24 protein-coding genes, 3 pseudogenes and 1 riboswitch are annotated in these 22,114 nt (G+C 32.0%); of the genes and pseudogenes, 15 read left to right on the top strand and 12 right to left on the bottom strand.

Features of this window, described 5'->3' with window-relative positions:
* The 5 genes from HMPREF2737_RS09725 to HMPREF2737_RS09740 form a co-directional block, all read right to left on the bottom strand.
* Window positions 1–311: hypothetical protein (locus tag HMPREF2737_RS09725; protein WP_037551753.1), on the bottom strand; the 311-nt coding region annotated here is incomplete at its 3' end.
* 3 nt (window positions 312–314) lie between these two features.
* On the bottom strand, window positions 315–728 hold the full coding sequence (locus tag HMPREF2737_RS09730; RefSeq protein WP_037551754.1) for a hypothetical protein: 414 nt from the start codon (window positions 726–728) through the stop codon (window positions 315–317).
* A complete protein-coding gene (locus HMPREF2737_RS11625; RefSeq protein ID WP_176744067.1) occupies window positions 718–876 on the bottom strand; it encodes a hypothetical protein in 159 nt (52 codons plus the stop codon). Before HMPREF2737_RS11625 ends, HMPREF2737_RS09730 begins: the two co-directional genes overlap by 11 nt.
* 16 nt (window positions 877–892) lie before the next feature.
* Complete coding sequence (locus HMPREF2737_RS09735) at window positions 893–1,165, bottom strand: helix-turn-helix domain-containing protein (RefSeq protein WP_037551756.1); 273 nt, start codon at window positions 1,163–1,165, stop codon at window positions 893–895.
* 41 nt (window positions 1,166–1,206) lie between these two features.
* Window positions 1,207–1,407 (bottom strand): helix-turn-helix transcriptional regulator, encoded by a 201-nt coding sequence (locus tag HMPREF2737_RS09740; RefSeq protein WP_037551758.1) that lies wholly within the window; start codon window positions 1,405–1,407, stop codon window positions 1,207–1,209.
* A gap of 109 nt (window positions 1,408–1,516) precedes the next feature.
* Here HMPREF2737_RS09740 and HMPREF2737_RS09745 point away from each other — a divergent pair, with 109 nt between their 5' ends.
* The 7 genes and pseudogenes from HMPREF2737_RS09745 (at window position 1,517) to HMPREF2737_RS09765 (ending at window position 5,619) form a co-directional block, all read left to right on the top strand.
* The gene (locus HMPREF2737_RS09745) at window positions 1,517–2,425 is read left to right on the top strand and encodes a helix-turn-helix domain-containing protein (RefSeq protein WP_070650062.1); all 909 of its coding nucleotides are present in this window, start codon (window positions 1,517–1,519) and stop codon (window positions 2,423–2,425) included.
* A gap of 97 nt (window positions 2,426–2,522) precedes the next feature.
* Window positions 2,523–3,131: a hypothetical protein gene (locus HMPREF2737_RS09750; protein ID WP_052071617.1), complete on the top strand. Its 609-nt coding sequence runs from the start codon at window positions 2,523–2,525 to the stop codon at window positions 3,129–3,131.
* Window positions 3,132–3,258: 127 nt separating this feature from the next.
* Window positions 3,259–3,420, top strand: coding sequence for a hypothetical protein (locus HMPREF2737_RS11630; protein WP_176743794.1), 162 nt, complete (start codon window positions 3,259–3,261; stop codon window positions 3,418–3,420).
* A gap of 65 nt (window positions 3,421–3,485) precedes the next feature.
* Window positions 3,486–3,890, top strand: a complete 405-nt coding sequence (locus HMPREF2737_RS09755; protein WP_037551760.1) for a sporulation protein — start codon at window positions 3,486–3,488, stop codon at window positions 3,888–3,890.
* A gap of 40 nt (window positions 3,891–3,930) precedes the next feature.
* A pseudogene (locus tag HMPREF2737_RS11635) lies at window positions 3,931–4,029 on the top strand (hypothetical protein); the annotation flags it as partial.
* Between the two features lie 90 nt (window positions 4,030–4,119).
* Window positions 4,120–4,353, top strand: coding sequence for a hypothetical protein (locus tag HMPREF2737_RS09760; RefSeq protein WP_037551762.1), 234 nt, complete (start codon window positions 4,120–4,122; stop codon window positions 4,351–4,353).
* A gap of 51 nt (window positions 4,354–4,404) precedes the next feature.
* Window positions 4,405–5,619, top strand: coding sequence for a tyrosine-type recombinase/integrase (locus HMPREF2737_RS09765; RefSeq protein ID WP_037551763.1), 1,215 nt, complete (start codon window positions 4,405–4,407; stop codon window positions 5,617–5,619).
* 94 nt (window positions 5,620–5,713) lie between these two features.
* On the opposite strand, the gene guaA is transcribed toward HMPREF2737_RS09765, so the two are convergent.
* From guaA to xpt, 4 genes are all read right to left on the bottom strand, one after another.
* Window positions 5,714–7,255: a glutamine-hydrolyzing GMP synthase gene (guaA, locus tag HMPREF2737_RS09770; RefSeq protein WP_037551765.1), complete on the bottom strand. Its 1,542-nt coding sequence runs from the start codon at window positions 7,253–7,255 to the stop codon at window positions 5,714–5,716.
* A 173-nt stretch (window positions 7,256–7,428) separates the two neighbouring features.
* Window positions 7,429–8,895, bottom strand: a complete 1,467-nt coding sequence (guaB, locus tag HMPREF2737_RS09775) for an IMP dehydrogenase (protein WP_037551767.1) — start codon at window positions 8,893–8,895, stop codon at window positions 7,429–7,431.
* A gap of 38 nt (window positions 8,896–8,933) precedes the next feature.
* Window positions 8,934–10,202: a xanthine permease PbuX gene (gene pbuX, locus HMPREF2737_RS09780; protein ID WP_016931192.1), complete on the bottom strand. Its 1,269-nt coding sequence runs from the start codon at window positions 10,200–10,202 to the stop codon at window positions 8,934–8,936.
* Complete coding sequence (gene xpt / locus HMPREF2737_RS09785; RefSeq protein WP_037551768.1) at window positions 10,199–10,780, bottom strand: xanthine phosphoribosyltransferase; 582 nt, start codon at window positions 10,778–10,780, stop codon at window positions 10,199–10,201. Before xpt ends, pbuX begins: the two co-directional genes overlap by 4 nt.
* Before the next feature lie 257 nt (window positions 10,781–11,037).
* A riboswitch (purine riboswitch) is annotated at window positions 11,038–11,140 on the bottom strand.
* A 217-nt stretch (window positions 11,141–11,357) separates the two neighbouring features.
* On the opposite strand from xpt, the gene HMPREF2737_RS09790 reads away from it, so the two are divergent.
* The 4 genes and pseudogenes from HMPREF2737_RS09790 to HMPREF2737_RS09805 all read left to right on the top strand — a co-directional run bounded on the left by HMPREF2737_RS09790 (window position 11,358) and on the right by HMPREF2737_RS09805 (window position 15,027).
* Entirely contained in the window at window positions 11,358–11,765 is a 408-nt protein-coding gene (locus tag HMPREF2737_RS09790) for a general stress protein (protein WP_037551769.1), read from the top strand.
* A 148-nt stretch (window positions 11,766–11,913) separates the two neighbouring features.
* The gene (locus HMPREF2737_RS09795; RefSeq protein WP_037551771.1) at window positions 11,914–12,582 is read left to right on the top strand and encodes a hypothetical protein; all 669 of its coding nucleotides are present in this window, start codon (window positions 11,914–11,916) and stop codon (window positions 12,580–12,582) included.
* A 118-nt stretch (window positions 12,583–12,700) separates the two neighbouring features.
* Window positions 12,701–13,199, top strand: a pseudogene (locus HMPREF2737_RS09800) (DNA-binding protein); the annotation flags it as partial.
* Window positions 13,200–13,638: 439 nt separating this feature from the next.
* Window positions 13,639–15,027, top strand: a complete 1,389-nt coding sequence (locus HMPREF2737_RS09805; protein WP_037551775.1) for an L-cystine transporter — start codon at window positions 13,639–13,641, stop codon at window positions 15,025–15,027.
* An 82-nt stretch (window positions 15,028–15,109) separates the two neighbouring features.
* Here the strand turns inward: HMPREF2737_RS09805 and nfsA are convergent, their stop codons facing one another.
* Window positions 15,110–15,865, bottom strand: coding sequence for an oxygen-insensitive NADPH nitroreductase (gene nfsA / locus HMPREF2737_RS09810; RefSeq protein WP_037551777.1), 756 nt, complete (start codon window positions 15,863–15,865; stop codon window positions 15,110–15,112).
* 157 nt (window positions 15,866–16,022) lie between these two features.
* Here nfsA and HMPREF2737_RS09815 point away from each other — a divergent pair, with 157 nt between their 5' ends.
* From HMPREF2737_RS09815 to HMPREF2737_RS09830, 4 genes are all read left to right on the top strand, one after another.
* On the top strand, window positions 16,023–16,802 hold the full coding sequence (locus HMPREF2737_RS09815; RefSeq protein WP_037551780.1) for a 2-keto-4-pentenoate hydratase: 780 nt from the start codon (window positions 16,023–16,025) through the stop codon (window positions 16,800–16,802).
* A gap of 420 nt (window positions 16,803–17,222) precedes the next feature.
* The gene (ahpC, locus tag HMPREF2737_RS09820) at window positions 17,223–17,792 is read left to right on the top strand and encodes an alkyl hydroperoxide reductase subunit C (protein ID WP_037538531.1); all 570 of its coding nucleotides are present in this window, start codon (window positions 17,223–17,225) and stop codon (window positions 17,790–17,792) included.
* Window positions 17,793–17,806: 14 nt separating this feature from the next.
* Complete coding sequence (gene ahpF / locus HMPREF2737_RS09825) at window positions 17,807–19,330, top strand: alkyl hydroperoxide reductase subunit F (RefSeq protein WP_016931188.1); 1,524 nt, start codon at window positions 17,807–17,809, stop codon at window positions 19,328–19,330.
* 597 nt (window positions 19,331–19,927) lie between these two features.
* Window positions 19,928–20,554 (top strand): NDxxF motif lipoprotein, encoded by a 627-nt coding sequence (locus tag HMPREF2737_RS09830; RefSeq protein ID WP_037551785.1) that lies wholly within the window; start codon window positions 19,928–19,930, stop codon window positions 20,552–20,554.
* A 99-nt stretch (window positions 20,555–20,653) separates the two neighbouring features.
* Here HMPREF2737_RS09830 and HMPREF2737_RS09835 read toward each other — a convergent pair whose 3' ends face one another.
* On the bottom strand, window positions 20,654–21,232 hold the full coding sequence (locus tag HMPREF2737_RS09835; RefSeq protein ID WP_037551787.1) for a histidine phosphatase family protein: 579 nt from the start codon (window positions 21,230–21,232) through the stop codon (window positions 20,654–20,656).
* Window positions 21,233–21,255: 23 nt separating this feature from the next.
* Window positions 21,256–21,885: pseudogene (locus HMPREF2737_RS09840) on the bottom strand (LysE family translocator).
* Window positions 21,886–22,114 lie beyond the last annotated feature (229 nt).

A 22,114-nucleotide genomic window follows, 5' to 3' on the forward strand; every position in this document is an offset into this window, starting at 1 on the left:
TATGCGTTATCTGATTTAGTCGCCAAACTATTCACATCAGATGACGCTCTTTTTATAACTGTATCAATATCATTTAATTCACTTTCATAGTCACGAATAACTGATAATAACGTTGATACAATAATGAAATTTGATTTCATATTGTCGTTGGTCTGTTTTTCTCCTAATACTTGATTATTTTCTCTATAATAATCTCTTAAATCTTCAAGTCCTTCTTGTTCGTCACATACATAATCAATAACTGCTTGGATCTTATTAGAAATATCAGCTATTTCAAAACTCTCTTTAATTTGTTTTAAATCTTTAAGCATTTACTATTCCTCCAATCTTTCAACAAAAACTAGCATTTCTTCAACAGCCATTTTTAAATCTTCAATATCATCTTCAGTTAAGAATTTACTAATATTAGAAGTTTCGTAAATGATAGGGAAGTCTGTAAAAGTTTCAGTAGCTTGAACAAGGTTTTTGTATTCTTGATAATCATTAGTGATTTCTAAAATCTCATCATTATTTAAATAAGGGTACATTTTTTTGATAATTGAAATATCTTTGTTACGACGTTTTTGGAATAGTTTCATCATTTTTTTAATATGCTTTTTGTCTTTAAAAATTAGATCGTGTTTCACTTCATTCTCAATATTTTTAAAATCTTGATTAGTTAAATTTTTCATTTTTTCATTTTCCTCTCTAAATTTATTTGTTGTGTTTAATTTTTGATTATTGTTCATTTACTGCTCCTCCATTTTCTTCAATATTTAACGCTGCGATCAAACTACCTAACATGTGAATTGCGAAAGCTACATGTATTCCTAGTAACCAACCACTAAGGAATGAGATTACTGAAATTAACATTAGTGTGACTATGAATTTAGCCATGTTGTATCTCCTCCATTTAAAGCCAACCTTTATGACGCTTACTAAGATACTCTTTAAAGCCATCAATAGAGATAACTGTCATTGTAGATGACAAGCTGTAATATAGATCTTCTACACCTTTGTTATCTTTATCATATTCTTTGAGAATTCTATTAACCGATGAATAAGAAATCCCAAATAGTTTAGCAATGGCATTAGGCTTTGCCATGATTGGCTTTACTATCACTTGTTTAGGTTCAGTAACTACATTTTCTTTAGTTGGTAAATCTTGTAATTTAGTATGCGGCATAACCTAAGCCTCCTCTTTTCATAGTAAAACATAGTAAGAGATTAAAAAAATATTTCATCAATAGTAATTCTAGGAAATAATTCTTTTCTTAATAAATCTCTAAAAATAATCATCTCTTTTCGATTAAAATTAATCTTTTGTTTTTCTTTCATTCGATAGGCTTGTACTGAAATATTAAATTTTTCTGCCATTTTTTCTTGTGTCATACCTAGCATTTTTCTATAACCTACTATTTTATTCATATATTCACCACCTCCGATAAACATAGTAAAACATAGTATTTCTGTAATGTCAATAAAAAACATAGTAAAACATAACTTTATATTATATAATTACTATTGAGGTGATAACTTGGATAAAGTAGAAGTCGGTAAAAGGATAAGAAAAATTCGTAGCCACTTAGGACTTACTATGGATCAATTTGGTGAAAAAATTGATAAAGAAAGTCCTGTAAAATCGGGAGTAGTTTCAAATTGGGAAAATGGAAAACAACTTCCAAATAAGAAAAGATTAAAAAAAATATCAGAATTAGGTAATATAAGTTTAGACGAATTATTATATGGTTCTATGTACAATTATATTGTTAAAAATATAAATATTGATTACGATAAACTAAATATTCCTAAAGAAGAAGGTACTTATCAAAAATCATTAATTGTTACTATGATGATGAATGATATACAAACTAAAGAGAATAGAAGAATGATTGAAAGTTCTATAAATGAAGAGAATTATGTACCCTTAACATATAGTCAATTTCTCGAAAAAGTTGAAATAGAATTGCCAAAAAAACTGAATTCTATTATTGAAAAAGGAAAAATCGCTATTCAAGAACTTAAAAAGAAAGACAAAGAGATTTTAAAAAATCATTCTGATTTAAATATAGTTAGTAAAATTCTTAATAATGAATATGTGACTTTTAATGATATTTTATTAGAACACTTTTTTATAGAAGTATTTTCATTAGAAAATTATACTTTTGAACAAGAAATTTATGTGGATAAAATGGATCAAATTAAGTCAATTTTATTAAGATATTTCACTGAAAAATATATCAACAACGATTTAAGTAACACTCTCACTATAGAACAACTAGAAAAATTAAAAGAAGATTCCTTGTATATGTCTGAAATATTAGAATATGATCCTTTCTTTAAAGATAACGAAAAAGTTAATGAAGACTTAATAAAAATTTTTAATAATAAAATTCCTAGACACTTAAATAAAAAAATTGAGTTCGCTAAAAAAGGAGAACTGTAAATGACAATAATTAAGGTGGTGGTTCTATCGAACAATGTCTAATACACCATAGAAAAATGAATATAAAGGATAATAAAATTAGGGAGTTACATATAAAATGAAAAAGTTCCTTATACTTTTATTAAGTAGTTTATTTGTTCTAGCTGCATGTGGTCATCATGATAATGGCGAATTGAAAAATAATGATTCAGAGAAAAGTGAGAATAAGGAAAATAGCAACAATAAAAACAGAAGTAATCAGAATCAAAACAACAGAAATAGCCAGCAACAAAATCAAATCACTGCTAGAGATGCAGAACAAATCGTTCATGACCATTACATAAATGATTTATCAGCTACTGAAGCACAAGTAGGCGATTTTAAAACTAATATGCAACGAAGTAATGCAAATGAATTCTATGTTGAATATTTTGCGAGAGATGCAGCAGGTACACCTATTTCTTGGTGTGCAATAGTTAATAGAAGTACAGGAGAAATCATTGATAAATTTAATGATATGAGCGAAGAAGAACAGAAAAATCTTGAAGAGTTGAAGAAGAATAGCCCAATATACAATCCAAATATGAACAAACCTAAAGAGCAAGAAAACAGTAATAATGAAAGCTCTAATAACGAACCATCAGTTAAAGAAGAAAGTAATCAACAACCTAAACAAAACGTAAAAACTCAAGAATCTATCGAAGAACCAAATACGCTAGAACAATAAAACACTGAAGAGACTGCAAGCACAGAAGAAGTTAAGAATCAAAGTTAGAATGATTATCTATTTATCTAATTTAACAGCGTCCTAGTGACGCTTTAATATAAATATATAAACAAAGGAGGGATGCATAATGAAAAAATTCTTAGCATTAATTTTCGCAAGCACATTAATTTTAGGAGCATGTGATACTAAAGATGTGGAAGATAGCACAAAGAAAAGGAAAGATCCTAAAACTGAAGTGGATGATAAAGGTAGAGCTAAGGGTGAAAAAATTGAAAAAGAACTAAAATAACATTTCACAGATTAATTATTTTACCATTCTAGTGGTGCTTTAATATAAATAAAGGAGGAATTGAGATGTTCGAAAAATTATTAACTTCAATAGGTATAGAATCATTAGAAATAAACACTGTGTTAAAAACACAACAAGTTCATAGTAATGGTATATTGGACGGAAGCGTGGTCATAGAAAGCGGCGCATCTGAACAAACTATTAATCAGATTGAGCTTACATTAATTGAAAGATATGATAATCCCGATGAACGAAGTCAATTTCCTATTTTAGATAATGAATTACAAACATTCACTTTACACGTAGACCGTAGTATATGTGAAAATACCAAAGAAATTGAACATTTCCATTTTAATATTCATGAACTAGAATTTAAAACTAATCCCAATAAATTAATTTTAAAAACACATGCTTACCTTTCTCATTCGGTTGATGCTTACGATGAAGATGAAATAAGGTTGATTGATTAATTGTGTTCTACTTTTTCAACATAAATAAGGAGATTGAGGGATGGAAAAACTTGATTTACACAAGCTTAATGATGAACATGTAAAATCATTGATAAATGACTTAAAGTACCCAACGACTCATATTGATGAAATCGAAGTAATAGGGAAAGTTATTTATAACTACCAAACTTTCGATTAATAGCGCCCTAGTGGCGCTTTAATATGAATTAATTTAAAGGAGAAATGTAGAATGTACTTTAATGATTGGAAAGTTACTATTAACGGAAAAGGCTCACATGATGTTGTGACAAATGAAGATACTTTGTTAATTTTGCAAGATTATCAACACGTTGAAATAGCATTAAAATTAGTAAACGATACTATTCAAGTGAAATCATTAGGCTATGGAGAGGATGTATGTATCAACCCTATAACAAAAGAAATCACAGTTAATGTAACAAACTTACTAGAAGATGATGAATAATTAAACAAAGGGGAAAACAAAATTCATAATATGTTAAGGAGGCCTACTCACATGTGGCATGAGAAATTTACTAATAAACATGGTGAAACTAAATATCGCTATTATGAGAAGTATAAAGACACTCTCACAAACAAATGGCGACGTGTTAGCGTGGTACTTAATAAAAATGGTAAGCAGTCACAGAAAGAGGCTCAGAAACGCTTAAATGAGCGTATAGAGGCAAAGGTAAATGACAAGACACCTACTACACTCAAAACGCTAACTTTCCATGCTGCATGTGATGAGTGGTTTGAACATTATAAGGTAATATCTGGATCTAAACAGTCAACTATTACTACTAAAAGCTATAAGGTTGCTCACATCAAAAGAAATATAGACAAAGATATTCTTGTTCAAAATATGAATGCTAAAGTTATACAAGATTTAATTAACTCATCATTAAAAGATGGACTAAGCCATAAAGTAGTTAAAGACGATTTAAGTATCATCAAAAATATACTTCGATATACTCAAAAGAAATATAACATCACTGATATATCATACATAGATGATGTTGTTATGCCTAAAAAAGCGACTACAAGAGAAGAAATTAAAGCTAAACGTGAGAATTATTTAGAAATGGCTGAAATTCTGGCTATTGCTGAACAATTAAAACGCATAGCAAATAAAAAGCGTGCTAGTTATATGAAAAGATCATACTTATTTACTGCTTACATAGTTGAATTTCAAGCATTAAATGGCATGCGTATTGGCGAACTCTTAGCAATTCAACCCGATAATATCGACTTTGAAAAAAAGAAACTTCTCATTGATGGCACTATACACTGGCGAAAAGATGGTAACAAAATAGGTTTCAAAGATACTACAAAAACAGCATCATCATATCGTACTATATCTTTAACTACTAGAAGTTGTGATATTTTGCGTAAGGTTATGTTGGAAAATAAGAGAGCGATACAATGGGAAAACATGTATGTTGATAGAGGTTTTATATTTACAAGTCATAGAGGTAACCCTCTACCTCTCACATCAATAAACAGAAATATACAAATAGCTACACAAAATATAGGGATAAAAAAGCATGTGACAAGTCACAGTATGCGTCACAGTCACATATCATTATTATCGCAATTAGGTGTATCTCTTAAAGCTATAATGGAGCGTGTAGGTCACACAGACCATAAAACAACATTAGAAATATATAGCCACGTCACCGAGCAAATGGATAAAGATATGATGAATAAATTAGAAAAAGTTGGAAATTAATTTAATATGCCCTTTTTCTGCCCTTTTTTAATTTAAAAATCATAAAAAACAACCTCTTAAGCCTATGCCTAAGAGGTTTCTTCATTTTATGTTATTATTCCCACTCTATAGTGCTTGGTGGCTTAGAAGTGATGTCATAGACTACGCGGTTAACGTGGTCTACTTCGTTTACGATACGACTTGAGATTTTTTGTAGGACTTCCCAATCAATGCGGGCGAAGTCACTTGTCATACCGTCAATAGATGTAACTGCACGAATACCTACAGTATGATCATACGTACGATAGTCTCCCATAACACCTACAGATTGAATGCCAGGAAGTACTGTGAAATATTGCCAAATGTCTCTCTCAAGGCCTTCCTCACGCACAACTTCACGTAAAATCGCATCTGATTCTCGTACGATTTCTAATTTATCTTCAGTAATTTCACCTAATACACGGATTCCTAAACCTGGACCTGGGAAAGGCTGTCTCCACACTAAATGTTCAGGAATGCCTAATTCTATACCTAATGCACGCACTTCATCTTTAAATAACGTGTTAATCGGCTCAATAAGTTCAAATTCCATATCTTCAGGTAATCCACCTACGTTATGGTGAGATTTGATAGTTTGTGCAGTTTTAGTACCTGATTCGATGACGTCAGTGTAAAGCGTACCTTGTGCTAAGAAATCAACGTCAGTTAATTTTGCCGCTTCATCATCAAACACATATACAAATTCATTACCAATAATTTTACGTTTTTGTTCTGGATCAGATACACCTTTTAATTTATCCATGAAACGTTCCTGTGCGTTCACACGAATAATATTCATATCGAAACCTTCACCAAATTGTTCCATAACCATGTCACCTTCGCCTTTACGAAGTAAACCATGGTCAACAAAGATACATGTCAATTGATCGCCAATCGCTTTATGTAATAAGACAGCTACAACTGATGAGTCTACGCCCCCGCTCATCGCACATAATACTTTGCGATCTCCAACGCGTTTACGGATTTTTTCAACTTCGATATCGATAAAGTTTTCCATTGTCCATTCGCCTGTGCATTCACACACACGGCGTACGAAGTTTCTTAATAAATCATTACCGTATTCTGTATGACGTACTTCAGGGTGGAATTGAACACCGTAAATTCGGCGTTCTTTGTCTTCAATTGCTGCATAACTTGTACTTGGACTATCCGCAATCACTTCAAATCCGTCTGGAATTTCAATTACTTTATCAGAATGACTCATCCATACAGTTTGTTCAGCTGGTAACCCAAAGAATAACTCATCTGATTTTGCATTAATAATTGCTTTACCATACTCACGTTCATTAGCGCGTTCAACTTTTCCGCCTAAAAGTTTAGTCGTCAACTGCATACCATAACAAATACCTAGTACAGGAATGCCTAAATTATAAATTTCAGGGTCGATAGTGAATGAACCTTCCTCATATACTGAATTCGGACCACCTGAAAGAATAATACCTTTAGGATTCATACGTTTAATTTCATCAACCGTAATTTCGTGATCATGTAATTCACTGTATACGCCCATTTCACGAATACGACGCGTAATCAATTGATTGTACTGACTACCAAAGTCTAAGACAAGAATCAACTCTTGCTCTTGAGCCATTTCCATAATTGTGAATCTCCTTTTAATTGAATTTTATGTAAACAATAGAGAGACACTTCCCACAATGCATTGCTTTTAGATTCTTCTTAAAAGTGAACAACCTCTATGACAATCACATTTAAAATGAAAAGTGCTCCCCATTCTTTCTAACAAATTGACTTCATCACACTTGATTTAAATTAAAATGAATAGTTTGGTGATTCTTTTGTAATTTGTACGTTATGTGGATGGCTTTCTGCTAAACCAGCAGGGCCCATACGTGTGAATTGTGCTTCATCACGTAGTGTTTTTAAATCAGGTGAACCTGTATAACCCATACCAGCTCTTACGCCACCCATAAGTTGATAAATTGTATCTTGTAAAGGACCTTTATATGCAGTACGTCCTTCAATACCTTCAGGGACAAATTTTCTAGGCGTTTTGTCTTCTTGGAAGTAACGGTCGTTTGATCCTTTTTCCATAGCGCCTAAAGAACCCATACCACGGTAAACTTTATATTGTCTGCCTTGGAATACTTCAGTTGCGCCTGGGCTTTCTTCAGTACCAGCTAATAAGCTTCCTAACATTACTGCATGTCCACCAGCAGCTAATGCTTTAATAATGTCACCAGAGAATTTAATACCACCATCCGCTATGATTGCTTTACCAAATTTACGAGCTTCAGTAGCACAATCATAAATCGCAGTAATTTGAGGCACACCTACACCAGCTACGACACGTGTTGTACAAATTGATCCTGGTCCAATACCAACTTTAACGACGTCAGCACCAGCTTCAAACAATGCACGTGTAGCTTCAGCAGTGGCTACGTTACCAGCTACGATTGTAATCTCTGGATATTTTTCTTTCATTTTTTTAACTTCTTGAATAACGCCATTAGAGTGACCATGTGCTGTATCGATAATTAATGCATCTACGCCAGCTTCGACTAATTTTTGAGCACGAATTTCTGTATCTTTAGATGTACCGATAGCTGCAGCAGCTAGTAAACGTCCATGCGCATCTTTTGCTGCGTGAGGGAATTCAAGCACTTTTTCAATATCTTTAATTGTAATTAAACCTTCTAAACGACCATTTTCAACTAAAGGTAGTTTTTCAATTTTGTGTTCTTGAAGAATTGTTTCGGCTTCATCTAATGTAGTGCCTACAGGAGCTGTAATTAAGTTTTCTTTAGTCATAACGTCAGAAATTTTGATTGAAAAGTCTTCAATAAAACGTAAATCACGATTAGTTAGAATACCTACTAGCTCTCTTGATTCTTTATCACTAACAATTGGTACACCTGAAATACGATATTTACCCATTAAAGCTTCTGCTTCATACACACTTTCGTCTGGCGTTAAGTAGAATGGGTTTGTAATTACACCGTTTTCTGAGCGTTTAACTTTTTGAACTTCTTCAGCTTGCTCTTCGATGCCCATATTCTTATGAATGACACCTAGACCACCTTGACGTGCCATTGCGATGGCCATTTTAGACTCGGTTACTGTATCCATACCAGCTGATATAACTGGAATATTTAATTTAATTCGTTCTGATAATTCAACACTAAGATCCGCATCACTAGGTAACACATCTGATGCAGCTGGAATTAATAAAACATCGTCAAACGTTAAAGATTCTTTAGCAAACTTGTTTTCCCACATTGATAATACAGCCTCCATTTTTTATATAGTTATTTCTATTATTTCACATTTTCTTCGCTTTGTTTATACTTTAGACCATTAAAAAAGAAATTAAGAATAATTGCTGAAATAGCACCTAGTACAATGCCATTTTGAGTTAGCCAAGCAAATTGCTCACCTAACGCTTTAAATGCTTGAGGTACTGCACTAATGCCTGTACCTAAACCTACGGATACTGCAATAATTAGTAAATTATTTTGATTTTTAAAATCAATATGTCCTAAAATGCTAACACCATAAGCCATAACCATACCAAACATTGCAATCATTGCACCGCCTAATACAGGTAATGGGATGATATTAGCTAATGCACCTAATTTAGGAATACAACCACATATTAAAAGTAAAATAACCATGCCGTAAATGACATTGTTTTTCTTAGCACCTGATAAAGATACTAGTCCAACATTTTGAGAGTATGCCGTATAAGGAAATGAGTTAAAAATTGATCCTAATACAATAGCAAGACCTTCCGCAGTGTAACCTTTACGAAAATCTTTTCTTTCCAACTTTTTACCAGTAATTTCACTTAGTGCATGATATACACCTGTCGATTCTATTAAACTTACGATGGCTACAATTGTAAATACAAGTATCGCACCTAAATCAAAACCAAAACCAGAAAAACGAAATGGTTGAGGTATTCCTAACCAATGGGCTTCTCCCACTTGCTTAACATCTACTAAGCCAAGCACATTTGCCAATATTGTACCTGCAACTAGTCCGATTAAAATCGCAATGGATTTTAAGAACCCCTTCGTAAATCTTTGTAAAATAAGAATAATGACTAATGTAGCGCCTCCTAAAATTAAATTTTTAGGATTTCCATAGTCTTTAGCACCTTCTCCACCAGCTAAATAATTCATTGCTACTGGCATTAAATTAATTCCTATAATTGTAACCACACTTCCAGTTACGACAGGTGGAAAGAATTTAACTAAATAAGAGAAGAATGGTGCAATAATAACAACTAAAATACCTGATACAAACAATGAACCATATAGCACATCCAAGCCCTTCGTTTGACCGATTAAAATCATAGGTGCTACCGCAGTAAATGTACATCCTAGTACAATGGGTAATCCTGTACCTGTCACTTTGTTAGCTTGTAAAAATGTTGCTACACCACACATAAAAACATCCACTGTGACTAAATACGCAATTTGTTCCGGCGTAAATTTAAGACTGGTACCAACAATAATTGGTACTAATATCGCTCCGGCATACATTGCTAATAAGTGTTGTAAACTTAAAATGAACGTCTTCATTCATTTTCACCTAGTAGTGTCACTTGGTTTCCTTTTAATGAAGCCACTTTACATAATGAAGAAACGTTTAAACCTGCATCTTCTAATCTTTGTCTACCATCTTGGAAACTCTTTTCAACAACAATACCAATACCAACCGTTTTAGCTTTAGCTTGTTGCGCAATATCATATAACCCAAGTGAAGCATCACCGTTGGCTAAGAAATCATCAATAATTAAAACCGTATCATTCTCATTTAGAAATTCTTCCGAAACAATAACCGTACTTGTTTTATTCTTTGTAAAAGAATGAATATCGGTACTATAAAAGCCATCTTTCAACGTACTTGGTTTAGCCTTTTTAGCAAATAAACAAGGAACATCAAAATGTAAAGATGCCATAATAGCTGGAGCAATGCCTGAAGCCTCGATTGTCAAGATCTTTGTGACACCTTTATCTTTAAATTGCTCATAAAATGTTTTGCCTACTTCATGCATCAATTTTGCATCGATTTGATGATTTAAAAAACCATCCACTTTCAATATTTTTTCGTCAATTACTACGCCATCTTCTTTGACTTTCTGTCTAAGCGATTCCACGTCAAAACCTCCTAAATTTGTATACAAAAAAAGCCTCAAACTTTGCGAAAAAGTTTCAGGATCCATGAGCGTACAGGCAATACATAGTATTTTGAAATTTCAAGAAGCCGTATATTTAAATGTATTCTTCTTCAAACACTTTATAATTTTAAATTTGTTTTACCTCATAGGATGAAGTGGGTGAATATACAACCTCCAAAGCTAAACAACTTTTATATAGTATTCTAGATAGCTATTTAAATAAAACTTGCTCTTTTATGTATTGAGTCTGAACTCATAGTCATGTCGTTTGTGGCAACATGGTAGAAACTTCTAAAGCCATATTCTTTAGATTATATGAGTAATATAAATTATTTAACGATAATAGCAAACTTTTGCTTTATTTTCAATATGATAGAAATTGTTACAAGCCCTTTCATAATAATATTTTCAAGTGTAAGCGTTTAACTAAATATTGTTCATCACTATTTGTAAACCATTCTTAATTAATTATATAATAACTATAGTTGAGTTTTATAAATATTCTTAAGGGTATACTTTTATTAAAAGTAGGACGAAAAGATGGAGGGCGATTAATATGGCAGATTTTACCGTATTAGACAAGCAAGATGAGATTTATAACGTTATTGATAAGAAAAAAGCTGAAGGATACTCAGAAAATGAATTAGTCGTTGTAAGTAAAAGTAAATTACATTTAGATGATTTCCATGATTCTCAAGTTACTTTAATTGCTACAAGTGGTTCTTTTAGTGACCGTATGTCTAAATTATTAACTGGTGAGGATGGCGAAGAAGCCGTTTTAGCTCGTTATGAATTATCTGAAGAGCAAACAGAAAAATACAAAAAAGATATTTTAGATGGTAAATTTTTAGTAATTGCCAACAAAGATAACTCTTCACACGACGAAGTTGAGGAAAATAACTCAGCTTATGAAGAAATTGATATTACACATTATGCAAACGAATCTAAAGGTCCTAAATCATAATCAATATTCATTTTAAACTTTGAGACCGTGAAATGAACGTAGTTTTAAGTTCATTTTACGGTTTTTTTCAATCTCAATATCTTTTTAACAATGACGTCAAAATGTTTAAATATGCTATACTTAAACAAACTATCGTGGGGGTGACATAATGAATTTTCACGTAATTCAATCAATAAAAGATGAATATTATGACAAAGCAATCACTTTTTATAATCAACAATTAGATGTGAATTTCTATGAAGATAGCTATATTATTGAAAGATCCTTAAAAAATAATAAGACCGAAAATGATTACGTATTTCTTGTGGGCATACAAGATGATGAGATTATTAGTTTAGCAACGGCACATTATGAAGCAACAACAAATTCGGCATTTTTAATACATTTAATCGCCAATGATACACCAAATTATGAAGATGTCCTAATTAATACACTTCAAGAAATAGAACATCAATTAAATCAACTTTCTAATAAAGTTCATTCTCGTGATATTAATTTTGTAATGGTGGAAGTTCCTAAGACGAATCATCCATTAAAAGACATCAATCAACAAGCTTTAACTCAACGCCAACAATTATTATTATCAAACGGCTTTGAACGACAAAGTGAAATTGAATATATACATCCTAACTATTCAAAAATTGACTCGCCTTTTAAAGTAGACTTATTCATTAAATCAAATATAGAATTAACAAAAGATATCTATCCAGCAAGTGTTAAATCAAATTACATTTTAAAATATGTGTTTGCTAACGGCATTTCTCGAGATATTATTTATCCTTTATTAGTCAAAATGAATTTACGCCTACCCCATTAGGAACACTTGAAATGAGCGATATAAAGGGTTAAACTAATATTTGAGGTTAGACTGACGTTTCACTGACAGAAGACAAACGTCAGTGTACATAAATCAAAGAACGAAAGGACTTTCAGCTATGTTAACCAAAGAATTCGCTCAGCGTGTCGAACTAAGTGAAAAACAAGTCCGTAAGATAGTCCAACACTTAGAAGAACGTGGCTATCAACTTAGTAAGACAGAATATCGTGGCCGTGAAGCTACTGACTTTAAAGAAGAAGATATCGAACTTTTCCAAGATATCGCTGAAAAAGTAAAACAAACGAATAGTTATGATTTAGCTTTTGAAGAGCTTGAAAAAGAAAAAGACTTCTTACAAGTGATTGTCAAAGAAGATAATGAACAACTACCTGCTGATCAAGGTGCTACACAATTGGTAGAAGAATTACGCACAGAAATTCAAAAAATGCGCGAAGAACGTCAAATGCTCGGTCAAATGATTAGCCAAGTTCACCAACAACAAACGGAATTAAAAGAACTTCAAAATCAAATCACTGAAAAATTAGATACTCACAATCAATCATTATTGGCTATTCAAAATTCACAAGAAGCCATCCAAACAGCTCAAAAAGAGCAATCTGAATACACTAAAAATAGTTTAGTTAAAGAAATTAATGATAATAATCAACAATCTATCGATACATTAAAAGAAGATATTAAAACGCAATCTTCTCATAATAGAACTAATGATGAGAATAAAGGTTTCTTTGCGAGATTATTTAATTTATAAAGATTTCAATTATTTAATGATTGGTAACAGGACCTATTTGTCGCAATACTAACTCTTTATACAAAGGTGAGACAGAATTCATTTTGAATTCATTGTCTCACCTTTTTTCGTTTCTATATTAATATGATTAACGATTTAAATCTTTAAATTATTTTAATTCAATTAACTATTGTGTGTTTTCAAAAACTTATAATTTATACTTTTTATTTCAAGCTATTGAAATATAAAATAAATAGTATTATCCTTATTAAGTATGTCGGAATTAGAATATTCAAAGGAGACTAATTATGGGGACTTTTTTTACAGTTATTAATATTGTCGTTATGATATTGTTTTTAATTGGGTTATTCATAATGTCTAGAAAGCACGTCTCATTCCCTAAAAGAGTATTTACCGCATTAGGGTTGGGAATTGTGTTTGGTATAGCGTTACATCTTATTTATGGAGCAAACTCCAAAGTACTTGAAACAACTACTGACTGGTTTAGTATTGTGGGAGACGGGTATGTGGCTTTGTTACAAATGATTGTAATGCCACTTATATTCATTTCAATTGTGTCAGCATTCAGTAAAATACAAATTGGTGATAAATTCGCTAAAATTGGTACTTATATTTTTATGTTTTTAATTGGTACTGTAGCTATTGCTGCTATAGTAGGAATTTTTTATGCCATTGTATTTGGACTTGATGCCTCAAGCATTGATTTAGGTAGTGCAGAAAACTCAAGAGGAAGCGAAATTAGTAGCCAAGCTAAAGATCTGACTGCTAATACGTTACCACAGCAAATTCTTGAATTATTACCTAGCAATCCATTCTTAGATTTCACTGGTCAGAGAACAACTTCTACAATTGCAGTGGTTATCTTTGCAATCTTTGTAGGATTTGCATATTTACGTGTTGCTCGCAAACAACCAGAAAGTGGTAGTTTGTTAAAACGCGGCATCGATGCTATATACGCATTAGTAATGTCTATCGTTACATTCGTTTTAAGACTAACACCATATGGTATCATCGCGATTATGGCATCTACAATCGCTACGAGTGATTTTCAAGCGATATGGACCTTAGGTAAATTTATGATTGCATCTTATGCAGCATTAATCACAATGTACATTATCCATTTAATATTATTAGCAGTAATGGGAATCAATCCAGTGCGTTACGTTAAGAAAACTTTAGAAGTGCTTATATTTGCATTTACTTCTCGCTCAAGCGCTGGTGCATTACCTTTAAACATTCAAACTCAAACACAACGATTAGGTGTACCAGATGGTATCGCTAATTTCTCAGCATCATTCGGCTTATCAATAGGTCAAAATGGTTGTGCGGGAATTTATCCTGCTATGTTAGCCATTATGGTAGCACCAGTTGCAAATGTAGATATTGATTTACCATTTATTCTTACATTAATTGGCGTTGTTATAATCAGTTCATTTGGTGTAGCTGGTGTCGGCGGTGGTGCAACTTTCGCATCTATCTTAGTATTATCAACTTTAAATCTACCAGTTGCACTTGCAGGGGTACTTATTTCAATAGAACCAATTATCGATATGGGACGTACTGCCCTTAACGTTAATGATTCAATATTAGCAGGTACTGGAACTGCAAAACTTACAGGTAATATGGATAAAGATAAATTCAATTCAAATGAATATGGAGATTTATCAACAAATTAATATTTAAAAAAAGCGTAGCTAAAACATTACAATGTTTATTTCGAACAATTGTAACCATTAGCTACGCTTTTTTATTAATAGCTTATTTTTTCATTAACCCAGATTTATTTAGCTCTTCCAACATATCTAAACGTGTTTTACCACTTAAGAACCCAGCAACTTGTTGTGACCATGTTTCTTGACGCTTTCCATTCGTACGTTCTTTATAATACTCACTGATTTTCTCATCATATTTCTGAATAGCTTCTCTTTGTTCTTTAGCATTGCTATTATAAACGTTTTTATGAAATACATGCTCAAACGGTAAACGTGGCTTAGGTGCACCATTTTCATCATCTGCTGGCTCGCCAACAGCCATTCCAAATAATGGAAAAGCATATTCAGGTAAATCTAAAATTTCTTTGACACGCGCAACATCATTTCGTAGTGAACCTAAGTAAACAATACCATAACCCATATCCTCAGCAGCTAAAGCAACATTTTCAGAAACTAATGCTACATCAATAGCTCCTACCAATAATCCTTCTGCCGATTCAAAAGACGTTTGCATATCAAAGTCTACATTTTCATTTATTAAATTATGACGATAATAATCTAAAACAAATACAAATAAATAGCCATTATCGACAACATATGGCTGTCCTGAAACTTCTTTCAATTGTTTTTTAATTTCAGGATCATCTACACCTATAATTGAGTATGTTTGTAAGTAACTTGACGTTGATGCGCTTTGCCCTGCTTCTACTAACTTTTGAACTGTTTCATCACTTAGTGCTTTATCTTTAAATTGTCTCACTGAGTGGTGTTTTTTCATCAAATCGTAAACATAGTCTGACATGGTATCTACTCCTTCAAGTCTATTTATTACATCGTAACAATTTATATTTCATTTTGCTTTTATAAAGGTTTAACTATCTTCCGTAAAACATTTGCATGATAATAATTTTATAGTTATCATAATAGTAACAATTTTCAGATATTTAAGGAGAGGTATCATGAGTCAAGCAAACAAAGAAGTATCAAATGCCTTATTTCAAGCATACATTTCAAAAGAACCTATCGAATTTGTAAGCAAAACATATAATCTAACTGAACCAGAAGCTTACAAAACACAAGATGATCTTATCCATCAAATTCAAGCCGAGAAGAATGTACCTATTAAAGGTTATAAAGTTAGTATGACGAGTGCTGCAACTCAAGCAATTGCTAACACTAATGAACCAGCATACGGTACTATTTTATCTCATCAAGTCGTAGAAAACGGTCATGGTGTGTCTCTTACAACGTTATTTGCACCACTATTGGAGCCTGAAATTATTTTCGAATTAACTGCGGATTTACCTGAAGATGCTGATACACAAACGATATTAGAAAGCGTAAAAGTCGCACCAGGCATCGAAATTCCCGATGCACGTTATAAAGATTGGTTCCCAAATTTCACTTTAGGTGATTTAATTTCTGATAATACAGCTACTGGACTTATTGTGGTTGGTGAACGTATCACACCTCTTGATTACGAGGCATTTGCTGATATTAATTTAAAGTTATTCAAGGATGATAACCAAATTGAAACAGGTAACTCTAGTGAAGTGCTTGGCAACCCAATTGAATCAGTAAAATGGTTAAACAAAAAATTACATTCTCATGGTAAATCATTAAAAAGAGGACAATTTATTTCATCTGGAACTTTCATTTCTCCTTTAAATTTAGAAGAAGGTACTTATACTGCTGACTATGATAGAGTAGGATCTGTCACAGTTAAAGTTATTGATTAACTGACTATTTAAGTTATAAAGAACTAACCCATACATTAGCCATTGTTGAACGGGATATGAAACCTTCATCATTAATGTTGATTTCTATTCCGTCTTTTTAATTATTCATATTATTTATTATCAAAAACATATGTTTAGTTGAGAATGGAAAAAGTTAATTGATATTCATAAGCACTTTTAAAATAACATTTTCAAAGTAAACACTAAAACTTAAACACATATTTACTTTCTCAACATATGATTCAAAAAACCTATTTGAACAATGTTAAATCAACATTTCAATAGTTATAAGTGCATTAAGTTGACGAATAAGAAGTAGCATGTAATAATAATATTTAAGAAATTAGAATTATTATAAACAAGCAATAATTATTATGTAGTTCTAATTAATATTCATGATAATCAGGAGGAGTTTAAGTTATGTCATTAATCAATAAAGAAATTCTACCATTCACAGCGCAAGCTTATGATCCTAAAAAAGACGAATTCAAAGAAGTAAGCCAAGATGATTTAAAAGGTTCTTGGAGCGTAGTATGTTTCTACCCAGCTGACTTCTCATTCGTATGCCCAACTGAATTAGAAGATTTACAAAACCAATATGATAAATTACAAGACTTAGGTGTAAATGTATTCTCAGTATCAACTGATACTCATTTCGTACACAAAGCTTGGCATGATCATTCAGATGCAATCAGTAAAATCCAATATCAAATGATTGGTGACCCTTCTCAAACAATCACTCGTAATTTTGATGTATTAGATGAAGAAGCTGGTTTAGCTCAACGTGGTACTTTCATCATTGATCCAGACGGTGTTGTTCAAGCAGCTGAAATTAATGCAGATGGTATTGGCCGTGACGCAAGCACATTAGTAAATAAAATCAAAGCCGCTCAATATGTACGTCAACATCCAGGTGAAGTATGCCCAGCTAAATGGGAAGAAGGTTCTGAATCATTACAACCAGGATTAGACTTAGTAGGTAAAATTTAAGGAGGCATTAAAGAATGCTTAATGCTGATTTAAAACAACAATTGCAACAACTTTTAGGACTAATGGAAGGCGATGTAGAATTCAGGGCTAGTATCGGTTCTGACGACAAATCTAAAGAACTTAAAGAACTTTTAGATGAAATCGCTGAAATGTCTGAACATATAACAATCGTAGAAAAAGAATTAAAACGTACACCAAGCTTCTCAGTCAGCAAACCTGATGAAGAAGCTGGCGTAACGTTTGCCGGAATTCCATTAGGTCATGAATTTAATTCTCTTGTATTAGCAATTTTACAAGTAAGTGGTCGTGCACCTAAAGAGAAACAATCAATTATTGATCAAATTAAAGGTTTAGAAGGTAAATACAACTTTGAAACCTACGTTAGTTTGACATGTCAAAAATGTCCTGACGTTGTTCAAGCATTAAATCTAATGAGTGTTGTTAACCCTAATATCACTCATACAATGATTGATGGTTCTGTATTCCGTGAAGAATCAGAAGATATCATGGCTGTCCCAGCTGTATTCTTAGATGGTGAAGAATTTGGCAATGGACGTATGACTATTTCAGATATCTTAACTAAATTAGGCAGTACACAAGATGCTTCTGAATTTGAAGGTAAAGATCCATATGATGTTTTAATCATCGGTGGTGGTCCAGCTAGTGGTAGTGCCGCAATTTATACAGCTCGTAAAGGACTACGTACAGGTATTATTGCTGACCGTATTGGTGGTCAAGTTAATGATACTGCTGGCATCGAGAACTTTATCACTGTAAAAGAAACAACAGGTTCTCAATTCTCAGCTAATTTAGCTGCTCATATTGAAGAATATGATATTGATACAATGACAGGCATCCGTGCTACTAATATCGAGAAGACAGACCAAGCTATTCGTGTCACACTTGAAAATAATGCAGTTTTAGAAACTAAAACCGCTATTATTTCAACAGGTGCAAGCTGGCGTAAACTTAACATTCCTGGTGAAGATCGTTTAATCAATAAAGGTGTTGCTTTCTGCCCTCACTGTGATGGTCCTTTATTTGAAAACAAAGACGTTGCAGTTATCGGCGGAGGAAACTCTGGTGTTGAAGCTGCTATCGACTTAGCAGGAATTGTTAAACATGTTACTTTATTTGAATATTCATCAGAACTTAAAGCAGACACTGTATTACAAGATCGTTTACGTTCACTATCAAACGTAGATATCCACACTAATGCACGAACTGCTGAAGTATTAGGTGAAGATCATGTAACTGGTATTAGTTACGAAGATTTAAATTCTGGCGAAATGAAAGAATTAAGTTTAGATGGTATCTTCGTTCAAATCGGACTAGTTCCAAATACAAGTTGGATTGGTGATGCAGTAGAACTAAATAACCGTGGCGAAGTTGTTATTGACCGTAATAACAATACAAACGTTCCAGGTATATTTGCTGCTGGCGACGTTACCGATCAGAAAAATAAACAAATTATTATTTCTATGGGTGCCGGTGCCAATGCGGCATTAAATGCATTTGATTATATCATTAGAAATTAATAATCTTTTTAGGATATGTTAGAAGTTTATTTACTTCACATTTATCCATATTAAACACTTAACCTATCAAATATCTTCATATAAAGCAGAGACGTTTTTTACGAGCGTCTCTGTTTTTTTGTAACTTTCACTTTATCTTTGCTAATCTATGTTTGTACAGTTGGAGGTCACTGTATGTCACGAATCTCTTTCCCTAATTTCAGAAGAACAATTGAGTAATTTGAAGCTACTTGTAAATCCATCATCTCATTACAGTAAAGTCTATACGCTACTTCAATTCGCTTCACAATCCGAAACATTAACACAACTTTACAATGAGATGAGCCAATCTGAAAGAATTTATATTAGTATTTTTTTAAAAATAGTGAATCACTTATACTAATTAATAAGAGAAAATTAAAAAAGTTACCTATAACCCATAAAATCCTAGATAATCTTTTAGCCGATTTACAAACTATGTAACTAGATAAATGCCACAAATTGTTCATAGATGGCTATGAATTTAAGTACTTAACATTCAATTATTTTTCGATAAATGATAATCTATTATTATGTAAAATTATAGTTGCGTTACTAATAAAGGAGATTTATAAACCTATGAAGAAGAATATATTAATAGGTCTCTTTTTATCATTATTACTAACATTAAGCGCTTGTGCACCTGAGGATGATAATGATACAACAGACCATCATAGTAATGGCGTTAATGCACCAAAACACGCTAAAAATTTAACAGAAAGTGATATTTTCACTTCAAATAAAGAGAACCAAAAACTTAGCGAAGATGAAATGAATAAAGCCATTAAAAAATATTTAGATGTTAATAGCGATATTTTAGATAATAAATACGTGATGCAAAGTCAAATTGACCGACAAAGTACAGGACAAACAAGAATCACTGATAAACAAGCTAAAAAGCTCAGCAAATTATCAAACTTAGCTGTTAAAAATGATTTACATTTCAAAAAATTCGTTAAAAACAATACCTTACCTTCTGGGTATAAGGAAAACACTGAGCGTATTATTAATTATTTCCACGCCTTAAATAGCACAATCGCAGATGTAGATAAGAGCATTGAGCAGCTTAATTATGAACCACAAAATACAATTAACGTTGTCGATGTGCCTACACATTATGCAGGTGATGTAAATGGTAAACAACAAGATAAAATTCAAAAATTCCTAGACGATAAAAATATTAAATCTGACGTTTTAGATAAATAAAATGTTGTGACTGACATACTTTTCTAGGCACATAAAAATCCAAACCGTTAAAATATGCGGTTTGGATTTTTGCGTGTTAATCAATTGTTATTATACATTTTATACTTCTAAAAAGTATGGTTTACAATTTTCGACATTGTAATCTAATGCTTCTTCTTCACCAATTACATTGAAATATGCAAATATACAACGAATAACTACTTGATGTGCTACGATTACAATTGTTTCATCGTCACTCATATTCATTTGTCCAAAGAATTGATGAACTCTATTATATACATCTCTATAACTTTCACCCATAGGCGCTTTTTGAGTGAAACTATGACGAAAATCTTTATATTCAGGATTGTTAAAGTAACGATGATATTGCGCATCTTGCATTAACTTATCTTTATACTCACCTTCAAATACTCCTAAAGAACGTTCTCGAAGCAATGAAGTGATAGTAGAAGGTATGTCATAAGGAAAGATATAACGATAGGTTTCCTGTGTTCGAGTTAAATCAGATATATAAACATGATCAATATGTTTGTCTTTAAAGTAGCTTTCCAAATTTTTTGCGCCTTCAATACCTTTCTTGGTTAATGGCACATCTAATTGGCCACAGAAATAAGCTCGATTATGTTTATTATCATAATTTGATTGTGATTCTCCATGTCTCACTAAATATAATTTCATATACTACAATCCTTTACTGAAATTTATCTACTCTTGCTTAATAATAAATTAATTGATAATCCAATTAAAATAAAACCTACAGTATAATCAAATATAGCTTTTACTTTAGGCTGACTGAATAATAATTTAATATATTGAAATACAAATACACAGAATAAAAACCAAATTAAGATAACCATAATGACTGCTAAAGATAAAATGGCTACTTGTGATTTCACTTCAATGCCGCCAGTTGACAAAAATTGCGGTAAAACACTCACATAATAAAGTAACGCTTTAGGGTTCAAAATTGTGCTTAGAAAGCCTTGTCGATATGAGGTAAAACAACTCACATCATTGACTTTATTACCACCCGTATTAAAGTTCATCGACTGACAAGCTGAACGAATACTTTGTACGCCTAGATAAATCAGATAACAGGCACCTAGAATTTTTATAATCAAAAATACATAATATAAACTTGTAAGAATATATACAATTCCCAATACAGCTAACGATGAATAAATGATATGAGCAGAGGTAATACCTAAAGCTGCCATAGAACCATTTAGTTTGCCCTAATGGATTGTGTTTTTCATGACAATCAAAAAGTCTGGACCAGGCACAATGATAATAAGTAACGTAATAGTAATAAACGTTATTATTCGATCCATATATACACCCTCTTCAATCAAATATTATAAAAATTATGCCATAACTTATATAAATATGTAAGTCTACGCGTAGTCTAAATGTTAATAAGCGACACAATCATTTTAAGTTTAATAAATAACTTAAATATAACTTTTTACAAATATTAGTACTAAACGAAATTTTTTTATATTTTAAGCACTTTTTATTGTCATTACAGTAGGTAACATGATAGTATTAGGGTGTAGTTAA

This window comes from Staphylococcus sp. HMSC069D12, assembly GCF_001810405.1.
Classification (GTDB): Bacteria; Bacillota; Bacilli; order Staphylococcales; family Staphylococcaceae; genus Staphylococcus; species Staphylococcus haemolyticus.

Coding starts and splice junctions, on each gene's coding strand:
- HMPREF2737_RS09730 (WP_037551754.1), bottom strand. CDS start 728: ATGAACAATAATCAAAAATTAAACACAACAAATAAATTTAGAGAGGAA.
- HMPREF2737_RS11625 (WP_176744067.1), bottom strand. CDS start 876: ATGGCTAAATTCATAGTCACACTAATGTTAATTTCAGTAATCTCATTC.
- HMPREF2737_RS09735 (WP_037551756.1), bottom strand. CDS start 1,165: ATGCCGCATACTAAATTACAAGATTTACCAACTAAAGAAAATGTAGTT.
- HMPREF2737_RS09740 (WP_037551758.1), bottom strand. CDS start 1,407: ATGAATAAAATAGTAGGTTATAGAAAAATGCTAGGTATGACACAAGAA.
- HMPREF2737_RS09750 (WP_052071617.1), top strand. CDS start 2,523: ATGAAAAAGTTCCTTATACTTTTATTAAGTAGTTTATTTGTTCTAGCT.
- HMPREF2737_RS11630 (WP_176743794.1), top strand. CDS start 3,259: ATGAAAAAATTCTTAGCATTAATTTTCGCAAGCACATTAATTTTAGGA.
- HMPREF2737_RS09755 (WP_037551760.1), top strand. CDS start 3,486: ATGTTCGAAAAATTATTAACTTCAATAGGTATAGAATCATTAGAAATA.
- HMPREF2737_RS09760 (WP_037551762.1), top strand. CDS start 4,120: ATGTACTTTAATGATTGGAAAGTTACTATTAACGGAAAAGGCTCACAT.
- HMPREF2737_RS09765 (WP_037551763.1), top strand. CDS start 4,405: ATGTGGCATGAGAAATTTACTAATAAACATGGTGAAACTAAATATCGC.
- guaA (WP_037551765.1), bottom strand. CDS start 7,255: ATGGAAATGGCTCAAGAGCAAGAGTTGATTCTTGTCTTAGACTTTGGT.
- guaB (WP_037551767.1), bottom strand. CDS start 8,895: ATGTGGGAAAACAAGTTTGCTAAAGAATCTTTAACGTTTGACGATGTT.
- pbuX (WP_016931192.1), bottom strand. CDS start 10,202: ATGAAGACGTTCATTTTAAGTTTACAACACTTATTAGCAATGTATGCC.
- HMPREF2737_RS09790 (WP_037551769.1), top strand. CDS start 11,358: ATGGCAGATTTTACCGTATTAGACAAGCAAGATGAGATTTATAACGTT.
- HMPREF2737_RS09795 (WP_037551771.1), top strand. CDS start 11,914: ATGAATTTTCACGTAATTCAATCAATAAAAGATGAATATTATGACAAA.
- HMPREF2737_RS09805 (WP_037551775.1), top strand. CDS start 13,639: ATGGGGACTTTTTTTACAGTTATTAATATTGTCGTTATGATATTGTTT.
- nfsA (WP_037551777.1), bottom strand. CDS start 15,865: ATGTCAGACTATGTTTACGATTTGATGAAAAAACACCACTCAGTGAGA.
- HMPREF2737_RS09815 (WP_037551780.1), top strand. CDS start 16,023: ATGAGTCAAGCAAACAAAGAAGTATCAAATGCCTTATTTCAAGCATAC.
- ahpC (WP_037538531.1), top strand. CDS start 17,223: ATGTCATTAATCAATAAAGAAATTCTACCATTCACAGCGCAAGCTTAT.
- ahpF (WP_016931188.1), top strand. CDS start 17,807: ATGCTTAATGCTGATTTAAAACAACAATTGCAACAACTTTTAGGACTA.
- HMPREF2737_RS09830 (WP_037551785.1), top strand. CDS start 19,928: ATGAAGAAGAATATATTAATAGGTCTCTTTTTATCATTATTACTAACA.
- HMPREF2737_RS09835 (WP_037551787.1), bottom strand. CDS start 21,232: ATGAAATTATATTTAGTGAGACATGGAGAATCACAATCAAATTATGAT.